This is a genomic window from Veillonella parvula (genome assembly GCF_018366295.1).
Lineage (GTDB): Bacteria > Bacillota > Negativicutes > Veillonellales > Veillonellaceae > Veillonella > Veillonella parvula_P.
Map to the genome: position 1 here is coordinate 1 of NZ_JAGZIJ010000011.1, position 26,008 is coordinate 26,008.

Annotated in this window: 23 protein-coding genes and 1 pseudogene; 8 read left to right on the top strand and 16 right to left on the bottom strand. The window is 38.1% G+C overall.

All coding sequences use genetic code 11. From position 1 onward, the window contains the following. The coding region (locus KHY58_RS08815) for an FAD binding domain-containing protein (RefSeq protein WP_278473104.1) at positions 1–393 on the bottom strand (393 nt) is incomplete at its 3' end. Between the two features lie 155 nt (positions 394–548). Here KHY58_RS08815 and KHY58_RS08820 point away from each other — a divergent pair. After that, positions 549–1,433, top strand: a complete 885-nt coding sequence (locus tag KHY58_RS08820) for an epoxyqueuosine reductase (protein ID WP_101928737.1) — start codon at positions 549–551, stop codon at positions 1,431–1,433. 195 nt (positions 1,434–1,628) lie between these two features. Here KHY58_RS08820 and yfbR read toward each other — a convergent pair whose 3' ends face one another. The 3 genes from yfbR to KHY58_RS08835 are packed head-to-tail and all read right to left on the bottom strand — an operon-like array spanning position 1,629 to position 4,087. After that, on the bottom strand, positions 1,629–2,219 hold the full coding sequence (gene yfbR / locus KHY58_RS08825) for a 5'-deoxynucleotidase (protein WP_038125773.1): 591 nt from the start codon (positions 2,217–2,219) through the stop codon (positions 1,629–1,631). A 25-nt stretch (positions 2,220–2,244) separates the two neighbouring features. Next, positions 2,245–3,102 (bottom strand): D-alanyl-D-alanine carboxypeptidase family protein, encoded by an 858-nt coding sequence (locus tag KHY58_RS08830; protein WP_101928736.1) that lies wholly within the window; start codon positions 3,100–3,102, stop codon positions 2,245–2,247. A 25-nt stretch (positions 3,103–3,127) separates the two neighbouring features. After that, on the bottom strand, positions 3,128–4,087 hold the full coding sequence (locus KHY58_RS08835; protein WP_101928735.1) for a mechanosensitive ion channel family protein: 960 nt from the start codon (positions 4,085–4,087) through the stop codon (positions 3,128–3,130). Between the two features lie 175 nt (positions 4,088–4,262). Between KHY58_RS08835 and KHY58_RS08840 the strand changes: the two genes are divergently transcribed. Then, entirely contained in the window at positions 4,263–5,039 is a 777-nt protein-coding gene (locus tag KHY58_RS08840) for an adenosylcobinamide amidohydrolase (protein WP_278473105.1), read from the top strand. Between the two features lie 275 nt (positions 5,040–5,314). On the opposite strand, the gene KHY58_RS08845 is transcribed toward KHY58_RS08840, so the two are convergent. The 3 genes from KHY58_RS08845 to KHY58_RS08855 all read right to left on the bottom strand — a co-directional run bounded on the left by KHY58_RS08845 (position 5,315) and on the right by KHY58_RS08855 (position 8,706). Beyond that, positions 5,315–6,292, bottom strand: coding sequence for an asparaginase (locus tag KHY58_RS08845; RefSeq protein WP_004697824.1), 978 nt, complete (start codon positions 6,290–6,292; stop codon positions 5,315–5,317). A 186-nt stretch (positions 6,293–6,478) separates the two neighbouring features. Next, on the bottom strand, positions 6,479–7,246 hold the full coding sequence (nadE, locus tag KHY58_RS08850; RefSeq protein ID WP_278473107.1) for an NAD(+) synthase: 768 nt from the start codon (positions 7,244–7,246) through the stop codon (positions 6,479–6,481). Positions 7,247–7,254: 8 nt separating this feature from the next. Continuing rightward, positions 7,255–8,706, bottom strand: coding sequence for a nicotinate phosphoribosyltransferase (locus KHY58_RS08855; RefSeq protein ID WP_118091037.1), 1,452 nt, complete (start codon positions 8,704–8,706; stop codon positions 7,255–7,257). 301 nt (positions 8,707–9,007) lie between these two features. Between KHY58_RS08855 and KHY58_RS08860 the strand changes: the two genes are divergently transcribed. From KHY58_RS08860 to KHY58_RS08875, 4 genes are all read left to right on the top strand, one after another. Next, a complete protein-coding gene (locus tag KHY58_RS08860; RefSeq protein ID WP_118091038.1) occupies positions 9,008–10,456 on the top strand; it encodes an aminoacyl-histidine dipeptidase in 1,449 nt (482 codons plus the stop codon). A 424-nt stretch (positions 10,457–10,880) separates the two neighbouring features. Continuing rightward, entirely contained in the window at positions 10,881–11,750 is an 870-nt protein-coding gene (locus tag KHY58_RS08865) for a CobW family GTP-binding protein (RefSeq protein ID WP_008602960.1), read from the top strand. Continuing rightward, positions 11,747–13,282, top strand: coding sequence for a permease (locus tag KHY58_RS08870; RefSeq protein ID WP_278473109.1), 1,536 nt, complete (start codon positions 11,747–11,749; stop codon positions 13,280–13,282). The genes KHY58_RS08865 and KHY58_RS08870 overlap by 4 nt, the downstream gene beginning before the upstream one ends. Positions 13,283–13,340: 58 nt before the next feature. Then, a complete protein-coding gene (locus KHY58_RS08875) occupies positions 13,341–14,105 on the top strand; it encodes a TIGR03943 family putative permease subunit (protein ID WP_278473110.1) in 765 nt (254 codons plus the stop codon). A gap of 191 nt (positions 14,106–14,296) precedes the next feature. On the opposite strand, the gene KHY58_RS08880 is transcribed toward KHY58_RS08875, so the two are convergent. After that, positions 14,297–14,863 carry a biotin transporter BioY gene (locus tag KHY58_RS08880; RefSeq protein WP_060919399.1) on the bottom strand — a complete coding sequence of 189 codons (567 nt, stop codon included), beginning with the start codon at positions 14,861–14,863 and terminating at the stop codon, positions 14,297–14,299. 394 nt (positions 14,864–15,257) lie between these two features. Here KHY58_RS08880 and KHY58_RS08885 point away from each other — a divergent pair, with 394 nt between their 5' ends. Beyond that, positions 15,258–15,845 carry a PepSY domain-containing protein gene (locus tag KHY58_RS08885; RefSeq protein WP_008602968.1) on the top strand — a complete coding sequence of 196 codons (588 nt, stop codon included), beginning with the start codon at positions 15,258–15,260 and terminating at the stop codon, positions 15,843–15,845. A gap of 480 nt (positions 15,846–16,325) precedes the next feature. On the opposite strand, the gene KHY58_RS08890 is transcribed toward KHY58_RS08885, so the two are convergent. From KHY58_RS08890 to KHY58_RS08920, 7 genes are all read right to left on the bottom strand, one after another. Continuing rightward, positions 16,326–17,597, bottom strand: a complete 1,272-nt coding sequence (locus KHY58_RS08890; protein ID WP_278473111.1) for an O-acetylhomoserine aminocarboxypropyltransferase/cysteine synthase family protein — start codon at positions 17,595–17,597, stop codon at positions 16,326–16,328. 289 nt (positions 17,598–17,886) lie between these two features. Continuing rightward, a complete protein-coding gene (metA, locus tag KHY58_RS08895; protein WP_004697897.1) occupies positions 17,887–18,846 on the bottom strand; it encodes a homoserine O-acetyltransferase MetA in 960 nt (319 codons plus the stop codon). A gap of 43 nt (positions 18,847–18,889) precedes the next feature. Then, the gene (locus KHY58_RS08900) at positions 18,890–20,074 is read right to left on the bottom strand and encodes a MalY/PatB family protein (protein WP_278473113.1); all 1,185 of its coding nucleotides are present in this window, start codon (positions 20,072–20,074) and stop codon (positions 18,890–18,892) included. Positions 20,075–20,084: 10 nt separating this feature from the next. After that, a complete protein-coding gene (locus tag KHY58_RS08905) occupies positions 20,085–21,218 on the bottom strand; it encodes a trans-sulfuration enzyme family protein (RefSeq protein ID WP_021147701.1) in 1,134 nt (377 codons plus the stop codon). Positions 21,219–21,370: 152 nt separating this feature from the next. Beyond that, on the bottom strand, positions 21,371–21,874 hold the full coding sequence (locus KHY58_RS08910; protein WP_021147700.1) for an ECF transporter S component: 504 nt from the start codon (positions 21,872–21,874) through the stop codon (positions 21,371–21,373). A 58-nt stretch (positions 21,875–21,932) separates the two neighbouring features. Beyond that, positions 21,933–22,337 (bottom strand): PACE efflux transporter, encoded by a 405-nt coding sequence (locus KHY58_RS08915; RefSeq protein WP_278473115.1) that lies wholly within the window; start codon positions 22,335–22,337, stop codon positions 21,933–21,935. A 323-nt stretch (positions 22,338–22,660) separates the two neighbouring features. Next, positions 22,661–24,127: a DASS family sodium-coupled anion symporter gene (locus KHY58_RS08920; RefSeq protein WP_021147698.1), complete on the bottom strand. Its 1,467-nt coding sequence runs from the start codon at positions 24,125–24,127 to the stop codon at positions 22,661–22,663. A gap of 210 nt (positions 24,128–24,337) precedes the next feature. Between KHY58_RS08920 and KHY58_RS08925 the strand changes: the two are divergent. Continuing rightward, positions 24,338–24,523 (top strand): annotated as a pseudogene (locus tag KHY58_RS08925) (ABC transporter ATP-binding protein); the annotation flags it as partial. A 227-nt stretch (positions 24,524–24,750) separates the two neighbouring features. Here KHY58_RS08925 and KHY58_RS08930 read toward each other — a convergent pair. Then, positions 24,751–25,617: a DMT family transporter gene (locus tag KHY58_RS08930; protein ID WP_021147696.1), complete on the bottom strand. Its 867-nt coding sequence runs from the start codon at positions 25,615–25,617 to the stop codon at positions 24,751–24,753. Positions 25,618–26,008 lie beyond the last annotated feature (391 nt).

Sequence of the window (26,008 nt, forward strand, 5' to 3'; positions counted from 1 at the left end):
AACGATGTCTGCATGCACTGCCAATAAAGCAGGAATGATATCTGAGAATCCAAATTTACTTGCTACAGAACCGCCCATGGTAGCAGTATTTCTAAATTGAACACCAAGAATCTCCTTAACGCCTTTAACTACGGCACCGCCGCAAAATTGTTGTAAAGGCTCAAAGCGTTCCACATCTCCTTGTGTCGCCATAGCGCCAATTACAAACTCCTTATCTTCTTCACGAACATAACGCAAATCAAGACTCGCCATATCAATCACCGATGGCCAAGTTCGTCGTCCTAGACGCAGCCAACAGCCGCCTGCTAGCATAGGAGCAGTTTTGTTCTTTGTGGCTAATTCATAAGCCTCTTCCACCGTCTTCGGTTGTAATACTTTCATAAATGCTAACATAATCTATCCTCTCAATGGTATACTAATACTAACAGAATTACGGTGCTAACTATAAAAATACAGTTGTCACCAAACTACAAACCTAATAAAAATCTATAGAATCCCACGCATTTCTTATACTTTTATTTTACCAATTATTTACCACTAAATCTACGATGAAAGATATAAATTTACAGGAAATTTGCAAAGAATTACATATTTATGAATTTGGAATTGCCTCATGGCCACTGCCTGAACAGGCCAAAACTATTTTATTTGAAAGCAACCCATGCCCCTTTACTACGGCAGATGTAGAGGCAAGACTACTAGGAACGACTCGGTTTATGCCCAAAAGTGCCATCGTTTGTCTATTCCCGTACCATGTACAACACAAAGGCCATGCCAATCTATCGCGCTATACATGGTCAACAGATTATCACCTGGTCATTAATGAATATTTAGAACGTCTTATTGAAAGATTACAAATAATTGATGACTCGGCTCAGTTCTCCATTCATTGCGACACCTCTCCTTTAGCAGATCGGTACATGGCCTACTTAGCAGGTCTCGGCTTTTACGGAAAGAACAACTGTTTTATCAGCCCTAAATGGGGTTCTTATGTCGTTATTGGTACGATTTTAACAACACTAGAACTCAAACCAAATACCCCTCTTGAGCAGTCCTGCATGGGATGCAATCGTTGTATTACAGCGTGCTTAGGTCAATGTTTAGGCCATGACGATTTTAAATACAACACTTGTAAAAGCTTCTTGACGCAGAAAAAAGGAGAACTCACCGATAAAGAGGAACATATTCTCGCTAAAACACCACTCGTATTTGGTTGTGATGTGTGCCAAGAGGTATGCCCCCACAACAAAAATATTCCAACTACGCCCATCCCAGAATTCCAACAGATAGAACCGTATGTCAATATAGACGAACTGGAAGCACTAACGAACAAAGAATTCAAAGCAAAATATGGCCATCGAGCCTTCTCGTGGCGAGGTAAAAAAATACTAATGAGAAATCAAGAGATTATAGATAGGAAAAGTAAACTATAATATTCAATAAGGGATAATAATTAACAAATACGCTTATAATAATTATTATTAAACAAACTAACAAAAATTTGATAAAGCATTAGCAACATAATCTACAAATCTTTAGAATCAAAAAGAGACGGCCCAAATGAACTATACCTTCAAAATTGTGTCCAATTTTTGGGGTACAGCTCAAGAAGTCGTCTCTTTTAGTAGTTATTTAATTTCGTAATAGTTCAACTCATCCAAACTCTTACCAAGAGCAGGGATATATAATTCAATAAACATATCTACCTCAGGCATATTTAGAGTTTTCAACTTAGCTAAGATAGAGTCATGTGCCTCTTTAAACTCATCATTCCCTGCCTTGAGCTCTTTGACGCATTTCATATAGGCTGAAATTGTATCGGCAGCCTTAACGAGAGGCCATTCTGGACTAGTTTCTGCATCAACAAGTATAGGCTTATAAACAGATTGTAACCGGTCTGGCAAGGTTGATAGCATTTTTTCTTGCGCCAAAGTTTCAACCTCACCATACAGTTCCCGCAACTTTGGATCAAAATACTTGATTGGTGTCGGCATATCTCCTGTAAAGATTTCGCTCACCTCATGATACATAGCTATGACAGCTACCTTATTGATATCTACATTCCCACCGAAGTATTCATTTTTTATGGCCCCTAAGTTATGCGCTACCATAGCCACTTCAAGGCTATGTTCTTGAATATTTTCTATTTCCGTATTTCGCATGAGGCTCCATCGATTGATAAAGCGCATGCGTTTTAAAAATGCAAAAAATGAACTCATATGTCCCCCATTACACAATAGGTCCTTAAATTACCCCACGGAGTTTAAATCCATAATCAAGGAATTGTACAGCTTCTTCCCAACGATTATCATCATTAAGCATAACTACAATCATAGTATGTCCCTTCCGTGTGGCAGACGCAATCAAACATTCTCCTGCTGCGTTTGTAAAACCTGTTTTCAAGCCATTCGCACCTGGATATTTATTGCGAATAAAATGGTTTGTAGTACGAATTGTTTCTGGTGCACGGTTTTGATACGGCACCTTGTAATAATCATTAGCAACCTTGTCACGGAACATTTGGTATTTCATGCCGTACGCTGCAATCATCGCTAAATCACGAGCCGTAGAATGGTGACCCTTTTGTGTTAATCCATGAGGATTCAAGAACACACTATTCTTTGCACCCGCTTTTGCAGCAATACGAGTCATATCCTTAGCAAATTTATCTACAGAACCGCTTACATTTTCGGCTACTACAACGGCCGCATCATTGCCACTAGCAACCATCATACCTTCAAGAACACCTTCCAATGTAATCTGATCGCCTACGCGAACCCCTAGGTTTGATTCTTCCATGCTCGTTGCATAGCTACTTATCGTAGCTAATTCATCAAGCTGTGTTCCCTTTAGTTCTAAAGCAGTTAACAAGGTAACCATTTTCGTAGTACTAGCTGGATGCATCCACTTATCTGGATTCTTTGCAAATAAAATTTCTTTTGTATCTGCATCAATAAGGACTACGGCCTCACCAACAGTAGAAGGAGGTGTAATGTATGCAGCTTGAGCAACACCAGCACCTATAAATACGATTCCTATAAAAGTTATGGCCAATACCAATTTCTTATAAAATATATGAATATTCGTCGTTAAAAGTGTCATCACTCTCGTTCTACCTTCCAGTATCCTAACTTTCAAGACTATTATCTATTTCTACATTTGTAGTAGTTGCTTTTTTCTTTGTCCCTTTAATTTCACCTGTCGATGTATCTACATTTTGAATATATACTACATGTTGAGGATCATTTTGAATATATACTACACGCTGAGGATATGGAATGTCGATGCCATATTTATCAAAAGCATCTTTTACATCAGACATAATGCCGTATTGAACAGCGAGGAAATCCTTCGACTTAACACGAGCATAAGCGGCAATTCGTACAGAATTATCTCCAAATTCAGAGATACCTATTTCCATATTCTTCGGATTAAGGACACGTTTATCTGCTGCAAAAATATTTTTTAAGATTTTTATTGCTTCATGATGATCATTATTATAACCAATGTCAAACGTAAATGGGATAACCCGTTCTGTAGTATAAACAATGTTAGTTACAGCTTGTGATGTAAGAAGAGAGTTAGGTATGTATACATTCTTTTGATCTTTTGTAGTAATAACTGTATACATAAATTGGATTGATTTAACACTGCCGACTACATCACCTACCTGAATAACGTGACCCGCTCTAAAAGGCTTGAAGATAAGAATTAATAAACCAGATGCTAAATTAGAAAGGTTATTCTGTAAGGAGAGACCAATACCTAAACCAAAAGCACCAAAAGCAGCTATAAAAGATGTTGTAGGAACACCAATTTGGTTTAAGCAAATCAATACTAACCCTACTAGCAAGGCGTAATTAATAATTTGAGTGATAAAGCTCATTGCTGCTGAGTCATAGGAAGCTTTTGTCATAATGCGAACAGCAAAAGCTTTTACCCATTTAATAGCATATCGCCCTATCCAAAATAAAATTAACGCTAATAAGATATTTCCAGCTTGTGCAAAGAACCAGTCCCTCATTTGAATTAATATATTAGCGTCTTTAAAAAGAAATTCAGAAATAGCACTTAAGAAATTAGCCATAATAACCATCCATAATATAAATCTATACAATAACAAATATACGTCTCAACATAATGTCAATATAATAACAGTAAACATATATGCTATAATTTTACATATGCATTCGCAATACGATAATAAAGATATTATATCGTTATATTCCATATATAACAATCATAAAACTAGGGAGACTTACATGTTCAAAAATCTATACGAAGCACCCCAAGAGCTCGCTACTGGAGGCTATGTAACTAGAGAGTTACACTCCGTTACGGTACACTTTGACGATATCCACTATTCTCTTTCGAGCGGACAATTAAATGGTGGCTATCACCATACGCTAGCGGTACGCAACCAACAGCTAACATATCAAATCGAAACAGAAAAAGATTTACCCGGTGGCTCTGTAGCCGATTATTTGGCTCAAGAATTTGAACATATTGATACTCCTGTTCATTTTAGTACAGCACTTCTCACGTCTGCCACAATGCATCTACACGCCTATGCCAAAGTTGAAGAACATGATACTATTGTGGAAACTATCGTGACTGCAGGCTATGAAAAAACGGCACATCGCGCAGGTACAGGCTATTGTTACGAAGAGCGTGATGGAGACTTCATAGTGCCAGGCACAATCAATATCCTCGTATTTACAAATAAAGCTTTAACAGATAGCGCTATGGTAAAAGCTGTTATGACAATTACCGAAGCAAAAACCGCAGCCCTTCAAGATTGGAATGTTGAAAGCGTACGCCTCCATCCGTTTATTAATGAATACATTCCTGATGCAATTACAAAAGAACGAAAAACATCTGCCACAGGTACCTCTACAGATGGTATCATTCTCACCATTGATACAAATGGAGATATCTTAACAGATGCTGGTTCCTTTTCACTATTTGGAGACACCTTAGCCAAGGCCGTCTATGTAGGCGTACAAAGAGCACTAGAAAATGCTATCGGCGCTGAATAATCCTATTTTGTAATATACAAAAATATCTAGAATGATACCCCAAAAATTATTATTCAATACCCCACTCATATATGAAAAATATAATACAAATGAAAAACCGCACATCCTAGGCGATCGGAATGTGCGGTTTATTGCATATAAAACTGTTACATATAGTATAATTTTTGAAAATGAATATCAAATTAAAATTTGAGATATTTTCTCAAATTTTTCAAATTAATTATTAGATTCAAAGAATTATTATGTTTCATATGTTCCATGAGTATTATGTGCCTTTAATATTCATGGAAGAATTGTTGTAACTTTTTAAGATTTTTAGTTTTTGTAAGCCCTAGCATCAATAAAATACGCGCTTTTTGTGGACTTAAAGTATCACATACTAGATAGTTTGCCAGTGCATCTTGTGGCACTGCAGATACCATACCACTACCGGTACGAGAAGCACGTACCGTTGGAAACTTTGTATTCTGTGTGATTTGACGTACGTTTTGTGGGATTGTACCATGACCAAGACCTGTTAAAATTAAACCGTCAGGATTTGTAGCAACTACACTCATAGGCACCATATCATCCATACCACCATAGCAGGTCATTATAACTACACGAGGTAACTCAGACAATTTACTCACATCAAATACAGAGTCTTGAGTATGACGTCGAGTAGACACTTTATAATAGTGGGCAACACCATCTTGTACAATACCAAGATGCCCCACTAATGGACTATCAAAAGTCGCTACATTAGTAGTGTTGCATTTAGATACATCCCTTGCCCCATCAATGTAGCCATTTAATACGACTATCACACCTTTACCTACAGACGATGGTGTTCTCGCTACTTGGATAGCTTGCAATAAATTAATTGGCCCGTCTGCACTAATAGCACCTGCGGGTCTCATAGATCCAGTAATAACAATTGGCTTGTCTGTATGAACTGTCAGATTCAGAAAATATGCCGTCTCCTCCATGCTATCTGTGCCATGAGTAATAACAACACCACCGATATCATCTCGATTAACCAATTTTTGCACCAACTTAGAAAGTTCTAACCAGTGATTTACGGTAATATCGGAGCTTTCAATATTACTAAACTGAGTATATGTATAAGGACCATACGGTTTTGTACCAGGTACGGAGGCTAAGATTTTGTCAAGTCCTAACACCCCTGCCGTATAGCCTGTTAAATCAGTATTTGAAGTACCTTTTCCTGCAATAGTTCCTCCAGTACCAATCAAAGCAATTTTTGTATCCATATTACCTCCACTATAAAACTATAAAATAATTATTGTTATTAAATTTAAACTAAGTACGATTCAATAAGGCTGGTCAATAATGGCCAGCCTTATTATATTCTAAAAAATTATTTTATCTTATTTTATGGCTTCGCCCCTATAGATTCATGGATTCATCTCTATAAATCGAGATTTCTGCCTTATCAATTAAAGCTTTGGGTCAAATGATGGCATCAACTCCAATTTATGTTTATTAATTCGATTCAGATAGTCGATTCGCTCTTTTGTTGGCTGATCTTCAATTTCACCAGTTCTGATATAACGATCCAGTATAGCATAGGTAAATCCCAATTTATCCTCATCGGACTGACCACTAAGACCATCACTTGGCACCTTATCAACTAGGTGCAATGGAATATCAAGAAGTTTTCCTATTTGACGAACTTCTTCTACTACGAGTTGTGCGAGAGGGCTAAAATCACCTGCACTATCTCCGTATTTTGTAGAGTATCCTACGTAGTCTTCAGATCCATTACAAGTATTTGCTACACGAGCACCATTTGGTAAATTTTGTCCTACTGCATAGAGAGTTGCCATCCGGAGACGAGGCGGCGTATTAATGGCAGCATCTTTAGATAAATCGGTTCTCCCCGTTACAACATCATACCCCTTAGCCTGAACGATAGCATGAGTTAGCGCCTCATAGGCAGCACCAATATTGACCGTCATGTGCGGAATTCCTAAATAATTTACCACTGCCTGAGCATCATCAATATCCGATTGCACTCCATTTGGCATAAGAACACCAACTACGCGATCTGCACCGAGAGCTTCTTTGCAAAGAGCTGCCACGATAGTCGAGTCCTTACCACCTGAAATACCAACTACAGCACTACAGTTAGGACCATTTTTACCAAAATAATCTCGAATCCATTGAATGAGGGCATCCTTTGTAGCTTGTGGATTTTCTAACATAGGCCCTCCTACTTTTTCCGATAAATACGGTTCAATAAATCCATCTTCAATTGATAGTAGCTAGGACTCATATCAAGGTAGTGACGATGTGGATTTTCAAAGCGTTGCTCTTCAGGCCAAATTTCATTAGCTAATTGATCTTGCACATATGCTCGAATTTCCTCTAGTGTTGGTAAGTCCACAACTAATTTACCATCCTTGATAATAAGCTGCTTCATCTCTTTAAAAGTACAATTTTCAAAATATAATTCACGCCAAGGTTGCTCAGGATCGATATAACGATATGGTTCCTCTGTATCAGGTACCTCTCTCAACAATGTTAATAGATCTGCAATCGCACGACCTTTATCATTATAAACACGATATACCTTTTTAAGACCTGGATTAGTAATTTTTTCTACACTTTCAGAAATCTTGATACGAGGTTCCCACATACCATCTTTCTCGATGCTAGCAATTTTATATACCGCACCAAATACGGGGTCACTCTTAGAGGTAATGAGGCGTTCCCCTACACCAAAAATATCAATAGGGCCACCTTGTATGAGCAAAGATGTGATTGTATACTCATCTAGACTATTAGATGCCATAATTTTACAATCTTCTAAGCCTGCATCATCTAGCATGCGCCGCGCTTTTTTCGCCAAATACGCAAGGTCACCAGAATCTAGGCGAATTCCTTTTAAGCGTTTCCCCATTGGCTCTAATACATCCTTTGCTACCTTAATAGCATTGGGCACGCCAGAGTTTAACACATCATAAGTATCAACAAGGAATACTGCATTATCTGGATACACTTCAGCATAGGCTTTGAAAGCATCGTATTCAGAGCCATAGTACATGACCCAACTATGCGCCATAGTACCGCTGACAGGAATGCCAAATTGTTGCCCTGCTAAAACGGTTGCAGTGGACTGAACACCACCAATATAAGCGGCTCTTGCACCGTATACGGCTGCGTCTACATTATGTGCACGACGAGCACCAAAGTCAGCCACAATACGCCCATCCGCAGCGCGAACGATGCGATTAGCTTTTGTGGCGATAAGAGATTGATGGTTCATCATAGTAAGCACTGCAGTTTCTACGATTTGTGCATCTATGAGAGGCGCCACAATTGTAATTACAGGTTCATTAGGATAGATGATAGAACCTTCTGGGAAGGCATATACATCACCGGTGAAAGAGAAATCTTTTAGATATGCTAAAAATTCTTCACTAAAAATACCCTGACTCCGTAAATAAGAGATATCACTTTCATCAAAGTGTAAATTTAAAATGTACTCAACGATTTGTTCGAGACCACCAAAAATAGCAAAACCGCCCTTGTCTGGATTACGTCTAAAGAAAACATCAAATGCGACGCGATCCACATTTTTTAATTTTGTAAAGTAGCCATGTGCCATAGTCATCTCATAAAAATCCATAAGCATGCTAATATTGCGGCTTTCATGTTGCATTGGTTCACCAACCTTCTAAGATCTATAGAAATTTAGTTAATTGTTATTCGTTATTCGTATACCCTCATTATACAATATTATTCCTATATAGCTAGCACCTAGCATAAGCTATCCTAATAATCTTTATTGTGATATAACTATATATATACAATAATAATTTATATAGTTCGTATGTATGAAAGGACCTAGTCTAGACTGTAAAACAAGCGACCATTACGCTATAATATTTTATTTTATATTGTTTTAAAAGCTTTCAATAATACATACATGTCTATTTTACATGAGAATGAAAGGTACCATTATGGAAACAATCGTTCAAGCAAAACGCGTATTAGAAATTTTTAAAGAAATGAGCCAAATTCCTCGTGAGTCCGGCAATGAAAAAGGCATCAGCGATTACATCGTGAACTTTGCTAAAAATTTAGGTCTTGAAGTTCATCAAGACGAAATCTTTAATGTAGTTATCAAAAAAGCTGCATCTCCAGGTTATGAAAACCGTCCATCCATCATTTTACAAGGTCATATTGATATGGTTTGTGTTAAAGACCATGACTCTAACCACGACTTCTCTAAAGATCCAATCGCTAATATCATCGAAGGCGAATGGATGCACGCAGACCATACAACATTAGGTGCCGATAATGGCATGGGTGCTGCTATGATGCTTGCTCTCCTTGAAGATGAAAGCCAACAACATGGACCAATGCAATTATTATTCACTACCAACGAAGAAACTGGTATGGATGGTGCCTTTGCCATTAAAGAAGGTCAAGTAACTGGTGACTACTTACTCAACCTAGATACAGAAGTAGAACATGACTTCACCGTTAGTTGTGCTGGCGGTTGCCACGTACATGTAAAAATTCCATTGTTACGCGATAACAATCAACCAGGCTATGATGCGGGCTTATCCATTACAGTAACCGGTCTTAAAGGGGGGCACTCCGGCATCGAAATCAACGAGCAACGAGCTAATGCAAACCAAGTACTAACCCGTGTACTCTATGATATTCAACAACAATATCCTATTAGCTTAGCGTCTTTCGAAGGTGGCGTAAAACATAATGCAATCCCGTCTAAGGCAGTAGCTGTACTATCCGTACGCTCTGAAGATGTGGCAGCCATTAAAACATTGCTCGCATACCAAGAAAAACAATACCAACACGAATATAGCGTACAGGATCCAGGCCTTACATTTGTAGTTGAAGATGTTCCTACTCCTGAAATAGTATATGCAGAAGACACAACAGAAGCACTTATTACATATATCTATCTTGCACAAGATGGGGTTCATTCTGTAAGTAAGTCTATCCCAAACCTTGTAGAAACATCTAATAATATTGCTATCGTACGTGAAAATCAACATACCATTGAAATACTCATTTCTATTCGTAGTTCCAATAGCAATAGTCTTGAATTCTTAACGAAAAAAATGATGCTTCTTGCAAAAGCACTTGGCGTAGCTGCAGAGCGTACAGGTGGATATCCAGCATGGGAATACGACAAAGGCTCAAAATTGGAAGAACAAGCGATTTCCTTGCATAACGAAATGTTCGATACACCAGCTAATGTAAATGCTATTCACGCAGGTCTCGAATGTGGTTTGTTAAAAGGCGTATTGCCAAATACACAAATGATTAGCTTTGGGCCTACTATCGTAAGTCCTCATACACCATCAGAACGCGTTCATTTACCTTCTGTTGAAAATGTATATGTGTACCTCAAAGCATTATTAGCAAAATTACAATAAAATAAATAATTACTATATTTTTGATGTATAATTTGTTATACTATAAGCAAATAACACATCAAGTTACGAGACCCATGTAATAGTGACTCTCCAACCCTCCTACAAGTAATTCAGCCATCTCTCCAACTGAATTATCTTGTAGGAGGGATTTTTTTCATAAAAATTTTTCAACTACATAAATAAATATTTATTCATATAGGAGTATTCTTTCATATATGAACAACATGGAATGCATCGTTTTATTTATAAATAATTATGAATATCAACTACATGTGCCAGTATACTCATATATAGTATATAATCTATAAATTTCAAAAAAGGCTGTTAAACTCTGACTCATTCACTAGTCTCCATATACCCCATAGAGTATTTTCTGTGTTATCCTATAGGTGTATACTGTGTTTACATTACGCAGGAGGTATATATGATTCCAATAGTTATCATATCCGGATTTCTAGGTTCTGGAAAAACAACATTCTTACAACATATACTAAAAGAACATACATCGAAAGATAAAATTCTTATTATAGAAAACGATTTTGGTGAAACTAGCCTCGATGCTGCTAATCTTGCAAAAACAGGGGCCACAGTCCGTGAAGTAACATCTGGCTGTATTTGCTGTAGCTTACAAGGAAATTTCCAACAAGCACTACTTGATATTCTGCAAAATTACAAAATCGATATGATCTACATCGAGCCATCAGGTGTCAGCAAACTCAGTGAAATCATCCATACTTGTAACGACGAGGACATTGCAAAATCTGCTTACATTCACGCATCAATAACGACTGTCGATGCTATGCAAGCACCAATGTTTATCAAAAATTTTGGTCTTTTCTTCAAGGATCAAATCACTCATAGTGATGCAATTTTTTTGAGCCATACAGAAGATATTCAACAGACAAGCATTACAAAACGTATGATTCGCGACCTCGCGCCACATACACCAATTCATGAAGAAGCATGGGATACCATTGGTTTGCGTGATTACATCAAGCGCCTGTATCATTGTCATGATGATCACTGCTTACACGATGAACATTTATTTATGAGTCATACCTTTAAGGATTTGCGCACCCTTAGTCTTGCACAATGGAAAACCATTTTAGAAGGCATGCCTGATACGGTGCTTCGTGCCAAAGGGATTGTACCAACCACGGAAGGTCCTCACGAACTCCAATACGGCACTCATTACTGTTCGCTTTCACCTAGTGAAACTAATGACTATAGTTTAGTCGTTATCGGCACAGATTTTAATGTACCAATGGTACATAACGAAGTGTGTCAATCATGATACCAGTTTATATCGTTACAGGGTTTATTGGATCCGGTAAAAGCACGTTCATAAACGAACAATTACAATACCGTAAAAAGCTAGGCGGTACCGCAATAATCAGCGCCGAAGAAGGCAGTGAACCTCTCATCAAAGAGCCCTTACAACTCAATGCGGATGAACTCAATGCCATTGTTCCTAGCGATATCAAGTCTTACGAATTGATAGCCTGTAAAATCGGGGATTATTTAAAACGACTACAGCCAAAAGAGCTATGGATTGAGTGGAATGGCATGGTAAGCTTTCATCAACTAGAAGCCTTACTATATAGCGATATATTAAGCCACCTAGTACAAGTAGAAAAGGTATTGTATATTTGTACCGATCAATTTGTTTCAACCATACTCCCTGGTTTAGGTAATGATGTAATGAGTCAATTGTATAGTGCAGATTGTATTATCACAGAATCCAATACACATCACGCTTTACTACGCACCTATAATGGAGAAGCCAAAATTATAACAGCTCCTACACCAGAAAAAGTAGAACAACTGAGCCGGAATTCCACATGGGGACTCATTCCTAATCTATTAGTTATTGGTATTACAACCTATATACTGTTGGTCACAGCTTTTCGCCATGACATCCCCTATTCCATTCACCAATGCTTCGCCATAATCACGGGCCTCATCATCGAGGCCATTCCATTCCTTTTATTAGGCACGGTAGGCTCGACGATTATTCGCTATTTCGTGCCACAACGAGTGCTACTAAAACTATTAGGTGACCATTCTTTGAAAAGCTATGGGGCTGCTATGGTCAGTGGCTTTGCCTTGCCAATTTGTGACTGTGCTATTATCCCCTTATTCAAGGCACTAATAGATCGAGGCATCCCTTTATCAGTAGCTCTTTTATTTATGCTCGCTAGCCCGATTATCAACCCTATCACCATTCTTTCTACATGGTATGCGTTTCCTGACAATCCCATGCTCTCCGTATGGCGTATCGTTTTAGGACTAGGTGTTGCCTTGTTAGTAGCCCTATCGTTCCGATTTTGGCCTCCAGCCACATCTATTTTGAAAGCAAGAACACCACAGAATCTTAGCTACGAAGAAATCGTTTTAGAAGCAACTAAAACTAAACATATCGATAAAAAAAGATTGTTAGTCCATATGGAACAAGAGTTTTCTCAACTCTTATTCTATTTTTCCATGGCGGCAGCTGTACTATCTATAGTTCAAGTCTATGGCAAACCTTGGCTTCTCAACGCAGGATTAACCTTACCAGAATTTACGGCCATTCCAATTTTGCTGATGTTAGCATTCTTCTTCTCTATTTGCTCTACATCAGATGCCATCATCGGTAAATCCTTGAGCACCTTATTTCCTATTAGCTCTGTGATGGGCTTTCTCATCTTAGGTCCGATGCTAGATATCAAAAACGTATATATATTAAAACAATATATGCCTACCTCATTTATCATACGATTAAGTATAACGATTGCCGTTATGTCCTATATAGCAGCATTAGTATTCAAATTCTTTCTTAGCTAATTTACAAACTTTTATAATCACTATCTCAGTTCTTAATTAATTAAAAGGAGATGATTTCATGACATTAGGACTGAAAGATCGCTTTTCTATCGTGAAAGGTCTATTGTATCTCATCTTAGGTATCTGTTGTATTTACCTCATTGTGACAGGTCGTTATTTGAACTATATTGCACCGCGTTATGAACTTTTACTAGGTATTAGTGGCGTTGCCCTTATTTTAGGCGGTCTAGCGACGATTATTTGGGCGCCGTCAAAATACTACAAGCATAACTGGAAATCTATCGTTCCGATTATTATTCCTATTATGTTGCTCATCGTTCCTCCCGTTCTTGTACCATCAACAGGCGTTCATGGTGCCGCTCGTGTAAACGATGATACTAACAATTTTGACTTTACAAACGATGCTATTGGAGAGGTTGTCACTGTTAACAGTGAAAGCAAAGAGCCAGGAATTTCCAAGGACAAAAAAGAAATCGTTTTGAACTCAGACAATTTCTATCAAACCATTGTAAAAGTTGGATCTAATGCTGAGCAATATAAAGACTACACCGTTTATATGACAGGCTATGTGAACCGCGAAGATAATACATTAAAATCTAACGAATTTACTATTTCTCGTATGGCTATGGCTTGTTGTATTGCTGACGTTGCCCCTATTGGCATGACAGCCTATAAAACAGATGGTGATAGCTTACAAAATGAACAATGGGTATCGATTGAAGGAAAGGTTTCTACACGAGACTTCCACGGTCGTAAACAACCATATGTAGAGATTACAAAAATCAAATCTGCAGAACCTATTTTAGGCTATGTATACCCTTAAGAATTACATAAAAAACGAGGCTTAACGCCTCGTTTTTAATAGGAATGATTCTGTTGAATAAAATAACGTATATTTCATAATTCAATATCTATATGAATCTACAATAGATTGATTCCTTATAATAGTTATTATATTTTTTCTAGTTATTCTAATTATAATAGTTATTAAAAAATAGTTATTAAAACGTTCTATTAGTGCTGTAATTCTTTAATAATTCTCTTGCCAAGAGATGCTGCTACAGCGCACAAGAAAATATCTGGGCCAACTGGGATTAGGAAGCAAGTAATAATGACAGCTTCCACACCAATCGGTTTACCTAAATACAGATTCATAATAAAGTATAGGTACACCATGCCAAGTCCATATACAATTAATAGATTTAATATGGATCCAGCTAGCAAACGTTTAAACGATAGTGTATCCATTGTCTCTGCAATGCGTCCTACTACATACGCACCAACCATAAAGCCAATTAAATAACCAAAGGTAGGTTGCAAAATATAACTAGGACCACCACCAGATGTAAAAATAGGAACCCCAACAAGGCCTAGTACAATATAAATGCCAACACTAGCGGCACCTAAACGACTACCTAAAACAATGCCCGCTAATGTAGTAAATAAGATTTGCAATGTAAACGGACAATTCGGTAATGGGACCCGTATGAAAGCACCAACCGCGATTAGCGCCACAAAGAGTGCTGTCATCGTTAACTGACGGGTGGTAATGCGAGTTTGTTTTGATACAGTAGAGCTCATGGTATACCTCCATTCATAACAGACCTAAGCAGGAATTTGTGCTATCAATGGAGAATAAAAGTCCAAGATAACACGGAAACAAACTACTAACTATCTAAATTAAAGCACTTGTATTTTTAATTGTCAACTATAATGGTTGACTTTTAGTTTACTATATAGTCTAATACTATATATACTATATTTTTAGTACTTTTTAATTTTGACTATAGCTAATAGTTATTATCAATAGTTCATAATAACTAAAAGATATACTCATCTTCATACAAAAATCATCTAATTTCACCTTATTTTCATATAACAAGATTAAATTATATATAAGTAGATTGAGTAAAATCTACTTTCACAAAATCGTAACTAAACGAAAATTATAATTTGGTATCAGGAGGCATTGCTTATGAAAAATGTTAAGAAAGTATCCAAAGTACTATGTGCATTTGGCGTTAGTACAGTATTATTAGCAGGTGTAGTTGGTGCAGCTAGCAACCATGGTTACAACAACCATAGCAACTGGAATGGTGTTGGTAGCGTTGCTCCATCCGCACAAGCTAACTATTCTGTTGACTATATGGGCGCTGTTACAGTATTCCAACAGCAATTCCCTGGCGCTACTGTAAAATCTATTTCCTATGATGCAAAACACAATCCTTACTATGAAGTAGAAGGTTATTATGGCAACCGTGAAGTAGAGCTTAAAGTAGACGAAGCATCTGGTCAAATCGTTGGTAAAGAAGTAAAAGGTTACTCCAAAGCTTCTAAAACAATTAACGTTCAAAACATCATCATTCCTGAAGTAGCTGAAACAAAAGCTATGGAAAAAGTTGGTTCTGATTTCCAAACTATGGATTGGACCGTTGAACGTGAAAACGGCAGAGTTGTATATGAATTCGATATGACAACTGGCGGCGGTAAAAATGCTGAAGTAAAAGTAGACGCTACATCCGGTAAAGTTATTAGCGCTAAAGTTAAAAACACAAAATACTAAGATTTTCATTTCATCAAGTGAAACCCTATCCTAACCCACTTAGATGACACACTACACATATAACACACATACTATACACACTGTATCCTTTGGATACACTCTCTAACACACTCTCAGAGAGCCCGTAACACTAACCACGGACTCCCTAAATCCTATCTCACACAATAGGAAAACGGTCTGTGCACACACCACAGACCAAACGTTACACACACTATACTCCCTTAAAGACCTTGGATCATTAAATCCAAGGTCTTTTTATGCCCATTCTATCAAGATTATATTACACCTACACAACATTTCATTCTTATAAAGACAACAACACACTAATAACAAAAAAGCCTCCCTGCGGGAGGCCTTTTGTATAAGTTTTATAGGTTTGATAGTTATGTGTTCTATTTCTTAAGCAAAGTTCAGCTTAAGGATGTCATTTGTAAGTTTTAAAGGTTTGATCTATAGTTTTCCAAACAAGAGGTACGAAAATTATGCTTTATCTAAAGCTTGTGCCAAGTCTTCGATGATATCATCGATATTTTCAAGGCCGATGGATACACGGATCATATCTGGTGTTACGCCAGCAGATTTTTGTTGTTCTTCGTTAAGTTGTGCATGTGTTGTGGATGCAGGATGGATAACAAGAGATTTAGCATCTGCTACGTTGGCAAGGTTGGAGAAGATTTCCAAGGAGTCAACAAGTTTAATACCTGCTTCTTTACCACCTTTTACACCGAATGTGAATACTGCACCAACACCTTTAGGGAAGTATTTATCAGCTAATGCTTTGTATTTGCTGTCTTCTAATTCTGGATAGCTTACCCATGCTACCTTAGGATGTTTGCTCAAGAAATCTACTACTTTACGAGCATTTTCTACGTGACGTTCTACGCGCAAGGACAATGTTTCAATACCTTGTAAGATTTGCCATGCTGCAAGTGGAGTAATGCATGCACCAGTATCACGAAGTAATTGAGCACGAATTTTTACAGTGAATGGGATTGGCAAATCACCAAATACTAATCCATTGTAGTGTTCGTCACCTTCGGAGAAGCCAGGGTATTTACCAGAACCTTTATAGTCGAATTTACCAGATTCTACAACTACGCCAGCCAATGTTGTACCGTGACCACCAAGGTATTTAGTAGCAGAGTGTACAACTACGTCAGCACCATGTTCTAATGGACGGAATAAGTATGGAGATGCAAATGTATTGTCTACAATCAAGATGATATTGTGTTTATGTGCAATATCAGCTATGGCTTGTACATCGATAAGATTAATACCAGGGTTACCAATAGACTCGATATAAACGGCTTTAGTCTTTTCATCGATAGCTGCTTCAAATTCTTCCAAATGATCCGGATTTACGAATTTAGTTTGAATCCCCAAGCGAGGCAATGTAGCAGTAAACAAATTATAAGTACCACCATACAATGTGGATGCAGCAACAATATTATCACCAGCATCTGCTACATTTAAAATAGAGTACGTAACCGCTGCAGAACCAGATGCTACTGCAATACCAGCAGCACCGCCTTCAAGTTGTGCAACACGAGAATCCAATACATCTGTAGTAGGATTACCAAGGCGAGAGTAAATACCACCAGGATTAGTCAATGCAAAACGACCTGCGGCTTCCTCAGCATCTTTAAATACGAAAGATGTAGTTTGATAAATCGGTACTGCACGAGAACCTGTTGGATCCACCGTATGACCAGCGTGTAATTGTAATGTTTCAAATCTGTATTGTTTACTCATTATAATAACTCCTTTATATTAACTATATTTTAAGTTCGTTCTTTATGCCTAGTATATTACTATGCTTTAAAAGTTATGTCTACTATTTTTTATATTCTTTTCTCCATAACTTTAAACTATGGTGGACAAAGGAGGATAAAAGCTTTTACCAAAACCGCTAAAGCGAACTAAGTCATTTATGAGAAATAAAATCCCCTAATTACTTCCAAAGAACTAGCTCCCTTAAGAGATGTTAGAAGTAATTAGGAGTACATAGTACTATCAATAGATTAGAAATAAGTACTTACATTTAGATGTAAGCGCCTAAATTTTTATCCCGTTCAAATTTCATTTTTTGGATTTGTTCAATGATGTACGGTGTTTCTTGGTATACATAGTAGTTCAACCAGTTTGTAAATAATAGTGTACTTACAGAGCGCCAGCGCACGATGGGACGTTGTTTCGGATCATTATCTGGGAAGTAGTTTTCAGGAACCGCAATATCCATACCTTTTTTGATATCCCGCACGTACTCACGATTAAGTGTATCCCAATCGTATTCGGCATGACCAAATACAAAGATATGTTTATTGTCTAAACTACGAACGATAGCAGCTCCTGTTGGTTCAGACCCAGCCAAGAGTTCCAAGTCACGATTTTCCTTAATTTGTTGCAACGAAACTGTGGTGTGCCGTGAGTGTGGCATCCAAAACTTTTCATCAAATCCACGCATGAGCACTGGTCGATCATTATAAATATCGTGTTCGTAAACACCAAATAATTTCTCATCCATAATGGATTTATTAATGCCAAAGTGATGATATAAGCCAGCTTGAGCACCCCAACAGATATAAAACGTAGAGTAAACATGCTCTTCGCCCCAGTTCATGATTTCTACGAGTTCAGACCAATAGTCTACCTCTTCAAAAGGCATTAACTCTACAGGAGCACCGGTAATAATCATGCCGTCAAAGAACTGGTCTTTTACTTCATCAAAGGTGCGGTAGAAGGTTTCTAAATATTGTTCATCTGTATTTTTAGCCTTACGAGATGCGGTATGCAAAAGAGTCAAATTAACTTGCAATGGGCTATTACTAAGAGCACGTAAAATCTGAGTTTCCGTCACTTCTTTAGTAGGCATCAAATTGACAAGCAAAATTTGCAAAGGTCGGATTTGTTGATTCTCCGCCCGTTCAGTATCCATGACGAAAATATTCTCTTGAGCTAATTTCGTTATGGCCGGTAAATTTTTTATTACTTTAATAGGCATAGTGTCACCTCTACATATTCTACAATTTGATAACCTAATCTAATTAAAAGTCTTTAGCCTCATAGGCACGACGCCAAGCTTCAAGCCCTTCTTCCAAGATTTTACGAGGACAAGCTACATTAATGCGTTCAAAATCCTCCCCATCGACGCCAAACATAGAACCTGTATCGAGCCATAGCTTGGCATCATTGATGATCCATTCATCTCGCTCTTTAGGGCTCAGCGGCAATTGAGAGCAATCCAGCCACATAAGATATGTCCCTTCAGGACGATATACACGAATCTTTGGCATATATTTTGCTACATAGTCAATGGTGAATTGAATATTGTCTTGAATATATTCTTTTAAATCATCAAGCCAAGGAGCCCCGACTTTGTAGGCTCCTTCACAGCCCACAATTCCCATCGTATTTAACTGGCTATAGCCAGCACGGTCAATTTCTTTTATAAAACGACGGCGTAAGGAATCATTTGGAATGAAGATATTACTCACTTGTAAGCCTGCAATGTTAAAAGTCTTGCTAGGCGCTGTACATACAACACAATGTTCTGCATAGCTTTCACCAAGGTCGGCAAAGACCTTGTGCGTATGCCCTTCCCAAACAAAGTCAGCATGGATTTCGTCGCTCACGATGAGCACATTGTGTTTAATACAAATGTCGCCGAGGCGTTTCAACTCGTCCTCAATCCACACGCGTCCTACTGGATTGTGCGGATTACACAAGAGAAATAATGTTACATTCTCCTCAATAATTGCACGCTCGATGCCTTCAAAGTCGATAGTGTATTTTTCGTCGCCTTTGATGAGCGGCACATTGATAAGACGACGATCGTTATCGTCAATAACCATACTAAAGGGGTAGTACACAGGTTGATTAATGAGCACCCCTTCGCCAACCTCGGTAAAAGCACGAACCGCCATCGCTAAGGCAAATACGATACCAGGCGTTTTAACAAGCCATTTTTGTTCTGGCGTCCAGTTAAAACGCGTAGCAAACCAATTCTTCAACACTTCAAAGTATTCATCGTCAGACTCTGTATAGCCGAAAACACCATGCTTAACACGATTCAATAAGATTTGTTTTAACTCAGGGGGAATTTCAAAATCCATATCCGCTACCCAGAATGGCAACACATCCGCAGGTTTACCGCGCTTTACAGCAAAGTCGTATTTCAATGATTTTGTATGAGTTCTATCTAATATTTGATCAAAATTATATTGTCCCATAGGAACTCCTTTATTTGTTAAAAGCCTGTTCCAAGTCCGCAATCAAGTCTTCTGTATCTTCAATGCCTACAGATAAACGCAACAAACGACGTGTAATACCTTTGCGTTCCGCATCTTCAGGTTTTAAATCTGGATGTGTTTGCGTCACAGGATACGTCAACAAGGATTCTGTACCACCAAGACTTTCAGCGAATTGAATAAGCTCAATACCTTCTAATACTTGTTTAGCCGTTTCTTCACTATCTACTTCGAAGGATAACATGCCGCCAAAGCCTGTTGTTTGGGCTCTATTGATTTCATAACCTGGATGTTCAGGAAGTCCTGGGAACAATACTTTTGTTACCTTAGGTTGTGTCTTTAGCCATTCCGCAAGAGCAATCGCATTCTTTTGGTGTTGCTCCATACGAAGTGCCAATGTTTTTACGCCGCGAATAACGAGCCAGCTATCCATAGCGGATAGGCATGCACCAACTGTTTTGTATGTTAAACGCAATTTTGCCGCGATTTCTTCATCTTTTACAATAGTAAAGCCAGAAATTACATCGTGATGACCACCAATGAATTTGGTACCACTATGAACGACAATATCGGCACCCAAAGTCAATGGCTTTTGGAAATATGGACTTAGGAAAGTATTGTCGATGATTACTAGTGCATTACGTGCATGCGCCAACGCACAGAGTGCACGAATATCGGTTATCTCCATCATAGGATTTGTAGGAGTTTCAATATATACAGCCTTTGTATTCGGTTTAAAAGCTGCTTTCACCGCATCAAGATCAGAGGTGCCTACATAAGTAAACTCAATGCCGTTCTGTTCGTAAATATTTGTGAACATACGGATAGAACCACCATATAAATCATCACCTAAGATGATGTGATCTCCAGGAGAGAATAGGTGGAATACTGCGTCCACAGCTGCCATACCGGAGGAAAATGCCAATGCATCTGTACCTTCTTCAAGGCCTGCCATCAATTGTTCTAAGCGGTCACGTGTTGGATTAGACTCACGTGAATATTGGTAACCTGTTGTATCACCCAACTTTGGATGAGAGAACGTACTAGACATATAAATTGCAGGGGAAATCGCACCGGTATCATCCGGTTTACCACTGCCATGAACGCATTTTGTATTAAACTTCATTCCAATCAACTCCTCATATTTGTATACAATATGTTAATTATAAGAGTAGACAATGATTAAGGTCAACAAAAATGGGCACTCATACATCCTGAGTGCCCCTAAAAAGACATATCTATTTTGAATGGGTTGTCATAACTCTAAGTTAAGTTGACCTAATTTTTAGTGCGTTTTGTAATAAGTAATGCCAAAATAATACCTAATGACGAAGTTACCAATTGCGGCCAACTAGATACGAAAAGCATGGTATTTACAATCTTTGGTGGAAATTGGAACAAGGAGAAAAACAAGGAGTACCCGCCAAAGAGTACGCCGGCTTTTACCAAAGCCGCCACAATGATAAGCAATGCTTTTGGTTTATGTTGTAACCAGTGGGCTACGAATACATACGCTGTCGTTCCTAGGGCCGTAATCAAAATGAACGGCGGCAACGGCAACATGCCTTGTAAATGCGCCACTACTGGTGCAATCCAAGCAATAACAAGACCATTCTTCCATCCATAGCGCCATGTGGCGAGTACAAAGGTTGCGGACGTAATAGACCCGATGAGGAACATGCTCACCTGATTAGGAATAAAGGGGAAAATGAGGCGCAAGCTTTGCGCCAATAAGGCAACGGCCAACAAGAGACCTGTGCCCGTAATAGATTTTGTAGACATAAGAACCTCCTACTATACGATATAGATTTTACAAGAGGTACCTACCTCACATTTAAAATTAAGCCTCTACAAAATATAGACGTGCTCGATCATATACCCAATTATAAATATAAGTATAACCTAATATGACTAATGTCATCGTTATATCTGTAGCAAAGGCCATCCAAAAGCTCATATGCATCATGTACATGATTATCGGTACCGTTGCAAGCATAAACAAACCTTCAAACAACACCGCATGAATTATGCGGATTACAGGACCTCGCGCTAATCGGTCACCTGGTACTAGTTTATCAAATATCCAGTTAAACACAAAATTCCAAACCATCGCCAACAAGGAAAAAATAATCATCAAGACCAAAGGCTGCCCCTCATGCGGAACAAACTGCATCACCAAACAGCCAATCAAAACACAGCCCAGCTCATATAAAACCGACTGTACAACACGCTCTGTAGCAGACATAATAATAAACTACCTCCATCAGAAAACTCAAAAAAAGATATTTACTATCATATCAATATTATATTATATTTATTTTCTTAGATTTGTCGAATATTGCCATTTTAAGATAGAAAAAGCCGCCATATGTCTGTCCAGCGACTTGCCCTCCCGAAGTGAGCTATGCCATTTTCGGATATAAAGGAAGCCCCTCGTAGCGTTCTGTAAGCTCGACTTGCTTTTCCCAAAGTGAGTATTGCCATTTTAGGATAAAAAGAAGCCGCATTGTATCTACTAAGCGACTTGCAGCGAATGGAGCGCAAGGAGATACAATGCGGCGGAGCACTTTATCCTAAAAGTGGCATTACGAACTGAATCCATGGAATCCCCACCACGATAAATATCGCAAGGTAGATAATCCCAAAGATAGCACCTAATTTCCAGAATTCAGGACCTTTGTTATAGCCACTAGCAAACCAAATTGGGCTGTGACCAGTACCATATGGTGTAAGGATACCCATAATACCCATTGGTACTAAAAGAATTAACATAACTTGAGCTGGATCAACACCAGGAATTTGAAGAATTAGAGTAGCAAACAAGCCTACCATAGCTGTTACATAAGCAGTGCCAGAAGCAAAGAAGTAACGAAGTAAGCAGAATGCTAATAACAAGCCAAGAACTGCCATTGTAGGATCTAAAGAAACCAAAGAACCACCAGCAGATTTAGCAAGCCAGTCTAAGAAGCCTACATTTTTAAGGCCAGAAGCCATAGGTACGAGTGTAGCAAACCAAGTCAAAACATTCCATGCTGGTTTGTTAGCAAGAAAGTCTTGCCATGTCATAATCTTAGTGAAAATCATCAAAATAATAACAATCAAAGCTGTTGTTGTAGGGTTTACTTTGAATGTAGAAGCACCAATCCACAACACAAGAGCCAATACAGAAATTAAGGCCATGAAGATTTCACTGCGTGTCATGGAGCCTAATTTCTTATATTCATCCCTTGCCCATGCTGCAATTTCAGGGGACCCTTTTACCTCCGGTTTACAGAATACATAGGTCAATAATGGTGTGATGATAAATAGTATAATACCCACTGGCAAGAATGCTAGGAACCATGTGCCCCAGTTCGCCGCTACGATACCAGATTTAGCAGACAATTCTAGGGCCAATGGGTTTGGCGCTGCACCAGTCAAGAAAATAGAACTAGATACACACGTAGTAGCCAATGCTACCCAGTTCAAATAGGAACCAATTTTACGAGGATTCTTATCTGGATAAGAATCGAACATCGGACAAATACTGGATACGATTGGATAAATCGTACCACCAGAACGGGCCGCGTTACTTGGAATAAATGGAGCCAACACAAGATCAGTAATAGCGATAGCATAACCAAGGCCTAAAGAGGACTTTCCAAGCTTGGCTACGAGGAACAATGCAATACGTCGGCCAAGACCAGAATTTTCATAACCGATACCAATCATAAAGGCTGCAAAAATCAACCATACGATGGCATTAGAGAAACCACTAAGCCCCCAGCTAATAGCTTGAGCATCAGTAATTGCCTTTGCTACACCAGTTGCTTTATCTACAATAGGTGCTGGACCAACCTTAAATAACATAGATACGGTAACAGCAATGATACCGATGAAAGCTGGTGGCATTGGTTCTAAAATCAACCCCACCACAAGGCCTGCAAAAATACTTACATAAATCCAAGAATTTGGACTAAGACCTTCAGGCGCACCGATGAGCCATACAAGAATAGCTACCACAAGCGGTGCGAATAATTTCCAATTCAACTTCATTAAGAACACTCCTTACTAAAAATAAAACTGCAAAATTGCTAATACAGTATAGCAGATTTTTTTTAGTGAGAATATAATATTCGTCATAATACTTATTGATTAATACTAAACTTTTAGTAATAGTTTTTACTAGATATTTTTGGTTTTATACAATACAATATAAACATCGAAAATTATTAATCTATCGAAAGATATGTCGAAAGGATTGAAATGAAATTAATTTCTAGTTATATAAAACCTTTATGGTTTTCTATTATCATTGTGTCACTTCTTTCGTTACTCAATGTAGCAGGCACTTTATATATACCAACCTTAACGGCCACAATCATCAACGATGGCGTAGATATTCGCGACGTATCTCGTGAAAGCTTACACAAAACGGTAGGCATGGTACTGTAAGATACTTGGATTTTTACCGGCACTATCACAGAACAAGGAACACACCACGAACTCATCAAACGCGGTGGTCACTATAAAGAACTATATGAAAACTATGCTGCAGGAATGACAGTATAAGACAAATACAAAAGACGTACACATATGCTTTCACAGGCCAAGTCTGTCTCATTCGAGACAAAGCCAAAATTGCTATACTGTGTACGTCTTTTTTATATATAATCTAATCACCTAAATCGATTAAACAAGAATAATGACCCCAAAATGATAGGTGCCCCAATATAGAGCCCCATATTAGGAATTTCTCCCAATAAAAATGCGGCTACAATAGCTGCCACTATGGGCGAGATATACATAAAGTTGGTTACATCTGAAACCTTTTCCGCATGTTCCAAGGCATAGCTCCAGAAAACAAAGCCTAACGCACTAGAAAGAAATGCTAAATAGGCCATGGCAAATTTTGTACTAATCGGTGCCACAGCTATCATTTCAATGGCATGTTCCGCAAAAGGCAAAGCCATAATGGCACCTGTAAACATAGACCACATGGCGATAGTGATAGGCTTATATCCTTTTAAACTAAGACCACGATTAAGGATATTATAAACTGCAAAGAATGTCATCCCTAGCAAAGTCCATAATGCACCTATAGGAATTGTAAGGGTTGAATTCCAAAGAATAATTATGGCTACACCTATAAAAGCTGTTATTGTAAATAACCAGCCTATGGGGCGTATTTTATCTTTATAAACAATCATGGCCATCAGTGCCGTCGTCATCGGAGTCAAGGCCATAATAATACTGGATGTGGCCGCCGGAATTGTGCGCAAACCTTCATTAAAAACAACTTGGTAAACAAAATTCCCTGTGGCGCCTAACAGAATATATAGTCCCCACTCACGCCATGTTGTCGGTATGTGTAAGCCTTTTACAACACCGATTACCAGCATAAGTAAGGCCCCACCCATAACCCTTGCCACAGAAAGTGTTAATGAATCTACGGATTGTAATGCTATTTTACTGAAAGGAAATGCAGTAGCCCATACAGCAATTGTAGCAGATGCACCTAAAAGTGCTTTCTTTCGATTTGTCATTAACATCCGCCTTTCAATAGTATTCGCATATACAATCTTATAATCCACTTTGATTAACGTATATTCTATCCAAATTATTTTTATCTTGATTCATTCTACCAAGATCATGTTATCTACATGTTTTATATCTTAATAACACAATCTAAATTGTACCATAATATACCACTGAAACTACAAGAAATCAAATCATACCTTTTTTCACCGCTTGAACTATGCACAAATATAAGCTATCCAATATTATTGAAAAATCTGTATCCAAGGTTTCTTAACAATATTGATATGCAATTTCATATTATTATATATACATTAAATAAAATCACAAAAAGTAAAAACTCATACAAACCTATATACACTGGTATCTTCAAACAATTTAGCTTATGGAAGTTTATGA

Coding starts and splice junctions, on each gene's coding strand:
- KHY58_RS08820 (WP_101928737.1), top strand. CDS start 549: ATGAAAGATATAAATTTACAGGAAATTTGCAAAGAATTACATATTTAT.
- yfbR (WP_038125773.1), bottom strand. CDS start 2,219: ATGAGTTCATTTTTTGCATTTTTAAAACGCATGCGCTTTATCAATCGA.
- KHY58_RS08830 (WP_101928736.1), bottom strand. CDS start 3,102: ATGACACTTTTAACGACGAATATTCATATATTTTATAAGAAATTGGTA.
- KHY58_RS08835 (WP_101928735.1), bottom strand. CDS start 4,087: ATGGCTAATTTCTTAAGTGCTATTTCTGAATTTCTTTTTAAAGACGCT.
- KHY58_RS08840 (WP_278473105.1), top strand. CDS start 4,263: ATGTTCAAAAATCTATACGAAGCACCCCAAGAGCTCGCTACTGGAGGC.
- KHY58_RS08845 (WP_004697824.1), bottom strand. CDS start 6,292: ATGGATACAAAAATTGCTTTGATTGGTACTGGAGGAACTATTGCAGGA.
- nadE (WP_278473107.1), bottom strand. CDS start 7,246: ATGTTAGAAAATCCACAAGCTACAAAGGATGCCCTCATTCAATGGATT.
- KHY58_RS08855 (WP_118091037.1), bottom strand. CDS start 8,706: ATGCAACATGAAAGCCGCAATATTAGCATGCTTATGGATTTTTATGAG.
- KHY58_RS08860 (WP_118091038.1), top strand. CDS start 9,008: ATGGAAACAATCGTTCAAGCAAAACGCGTATTAGAAATTTTTAAAGAA.
- KHY58_RS08865 (WP_008602960.1), top strand. CDS start 10,881: ATGATTCCAATAGTTATCATATCCGGATTTCTAGGTTCTGGAAAAACA.
- KHY58_RS08870 (WP_278473109.1), top strand. CDS start 11,747: ATGATACCAGTTTATATCGTTACAGGGTTTATTGGATCCGGTAAAAGC.
- KHY58_RS08875 (WP_278473110.1), top strand. CDS start 13,341: ATGACATTAGGACTGAAAGATCGCTTTTCTATCGTGAAAGGTCTATTG.
- KHY58_RS08880 (WP_060919399.1), bottom strand. CDS start 14,863: ATGAGCTCTACTGTATCAAAACAAACTCGCATTACCACCCGTCAGTTA.
- KHY58_RS08885 (WP_008602968.1), top strand. CDS start 15,258: ATGAAAAATGTTAAGAAAGTATCCAAAGTACTATGTGCATTTGGCGTT.
- KHY58_RS08890 (WP_278473111.1), bottom strand. CDS start 17,597: ATGAGTAAACAATACAGATTTGAAACATTACAATTACACGCTGGTCAT.
- metA (WP_004697897.1), bottom strand. CDS start 18,846: ATGCCTATTAAAGTAATAAAAAATTTACCGGCCATAACGAAATTAGCT.
- KHY58_RS08900 (WP_278473113.1), bottom strand. CDS start 20,074: ATGGGACAATATAATTTTGATCAAATATTAGATAGAACTCATACAAAA.
- KHY58_RS08905 (WP_021147701.1), bottom strand. CDS start 21,218: ATGAAGTTTAATACAAAATGCGTTCATGGCAGTGGTAAACCGGATGAT.
- KHY58_RS08910 (WP_021147700.1), bottom strand. CDS start 21,874: ATGTCTACAAAATCTATTACGGGCACAGGTCTCTTGTTGGCCGTTGCC.
- KHY58_RS08915 (WP_278473115.1), bottom strand. CDS start 22,337: ATGTCTGCTACAGAGCGTGTTGTACAGTCGGTTTTATATGAGCTGGGC.
- KHY58_RS08920 (WP_021147698.1), bottom strand. CDS start 24,127: ATGAAGTTGAATTGGAAATTATTCGCACCGCTTGTGGTAGCTATTCTT.
- KHY58_RS08930 (WP_021147696.1), bottom strand. CDS start 25,617: ATGACAAATCGAAAGAAAGCACTTTTAGGTGCATCTGCTACAATTGCT.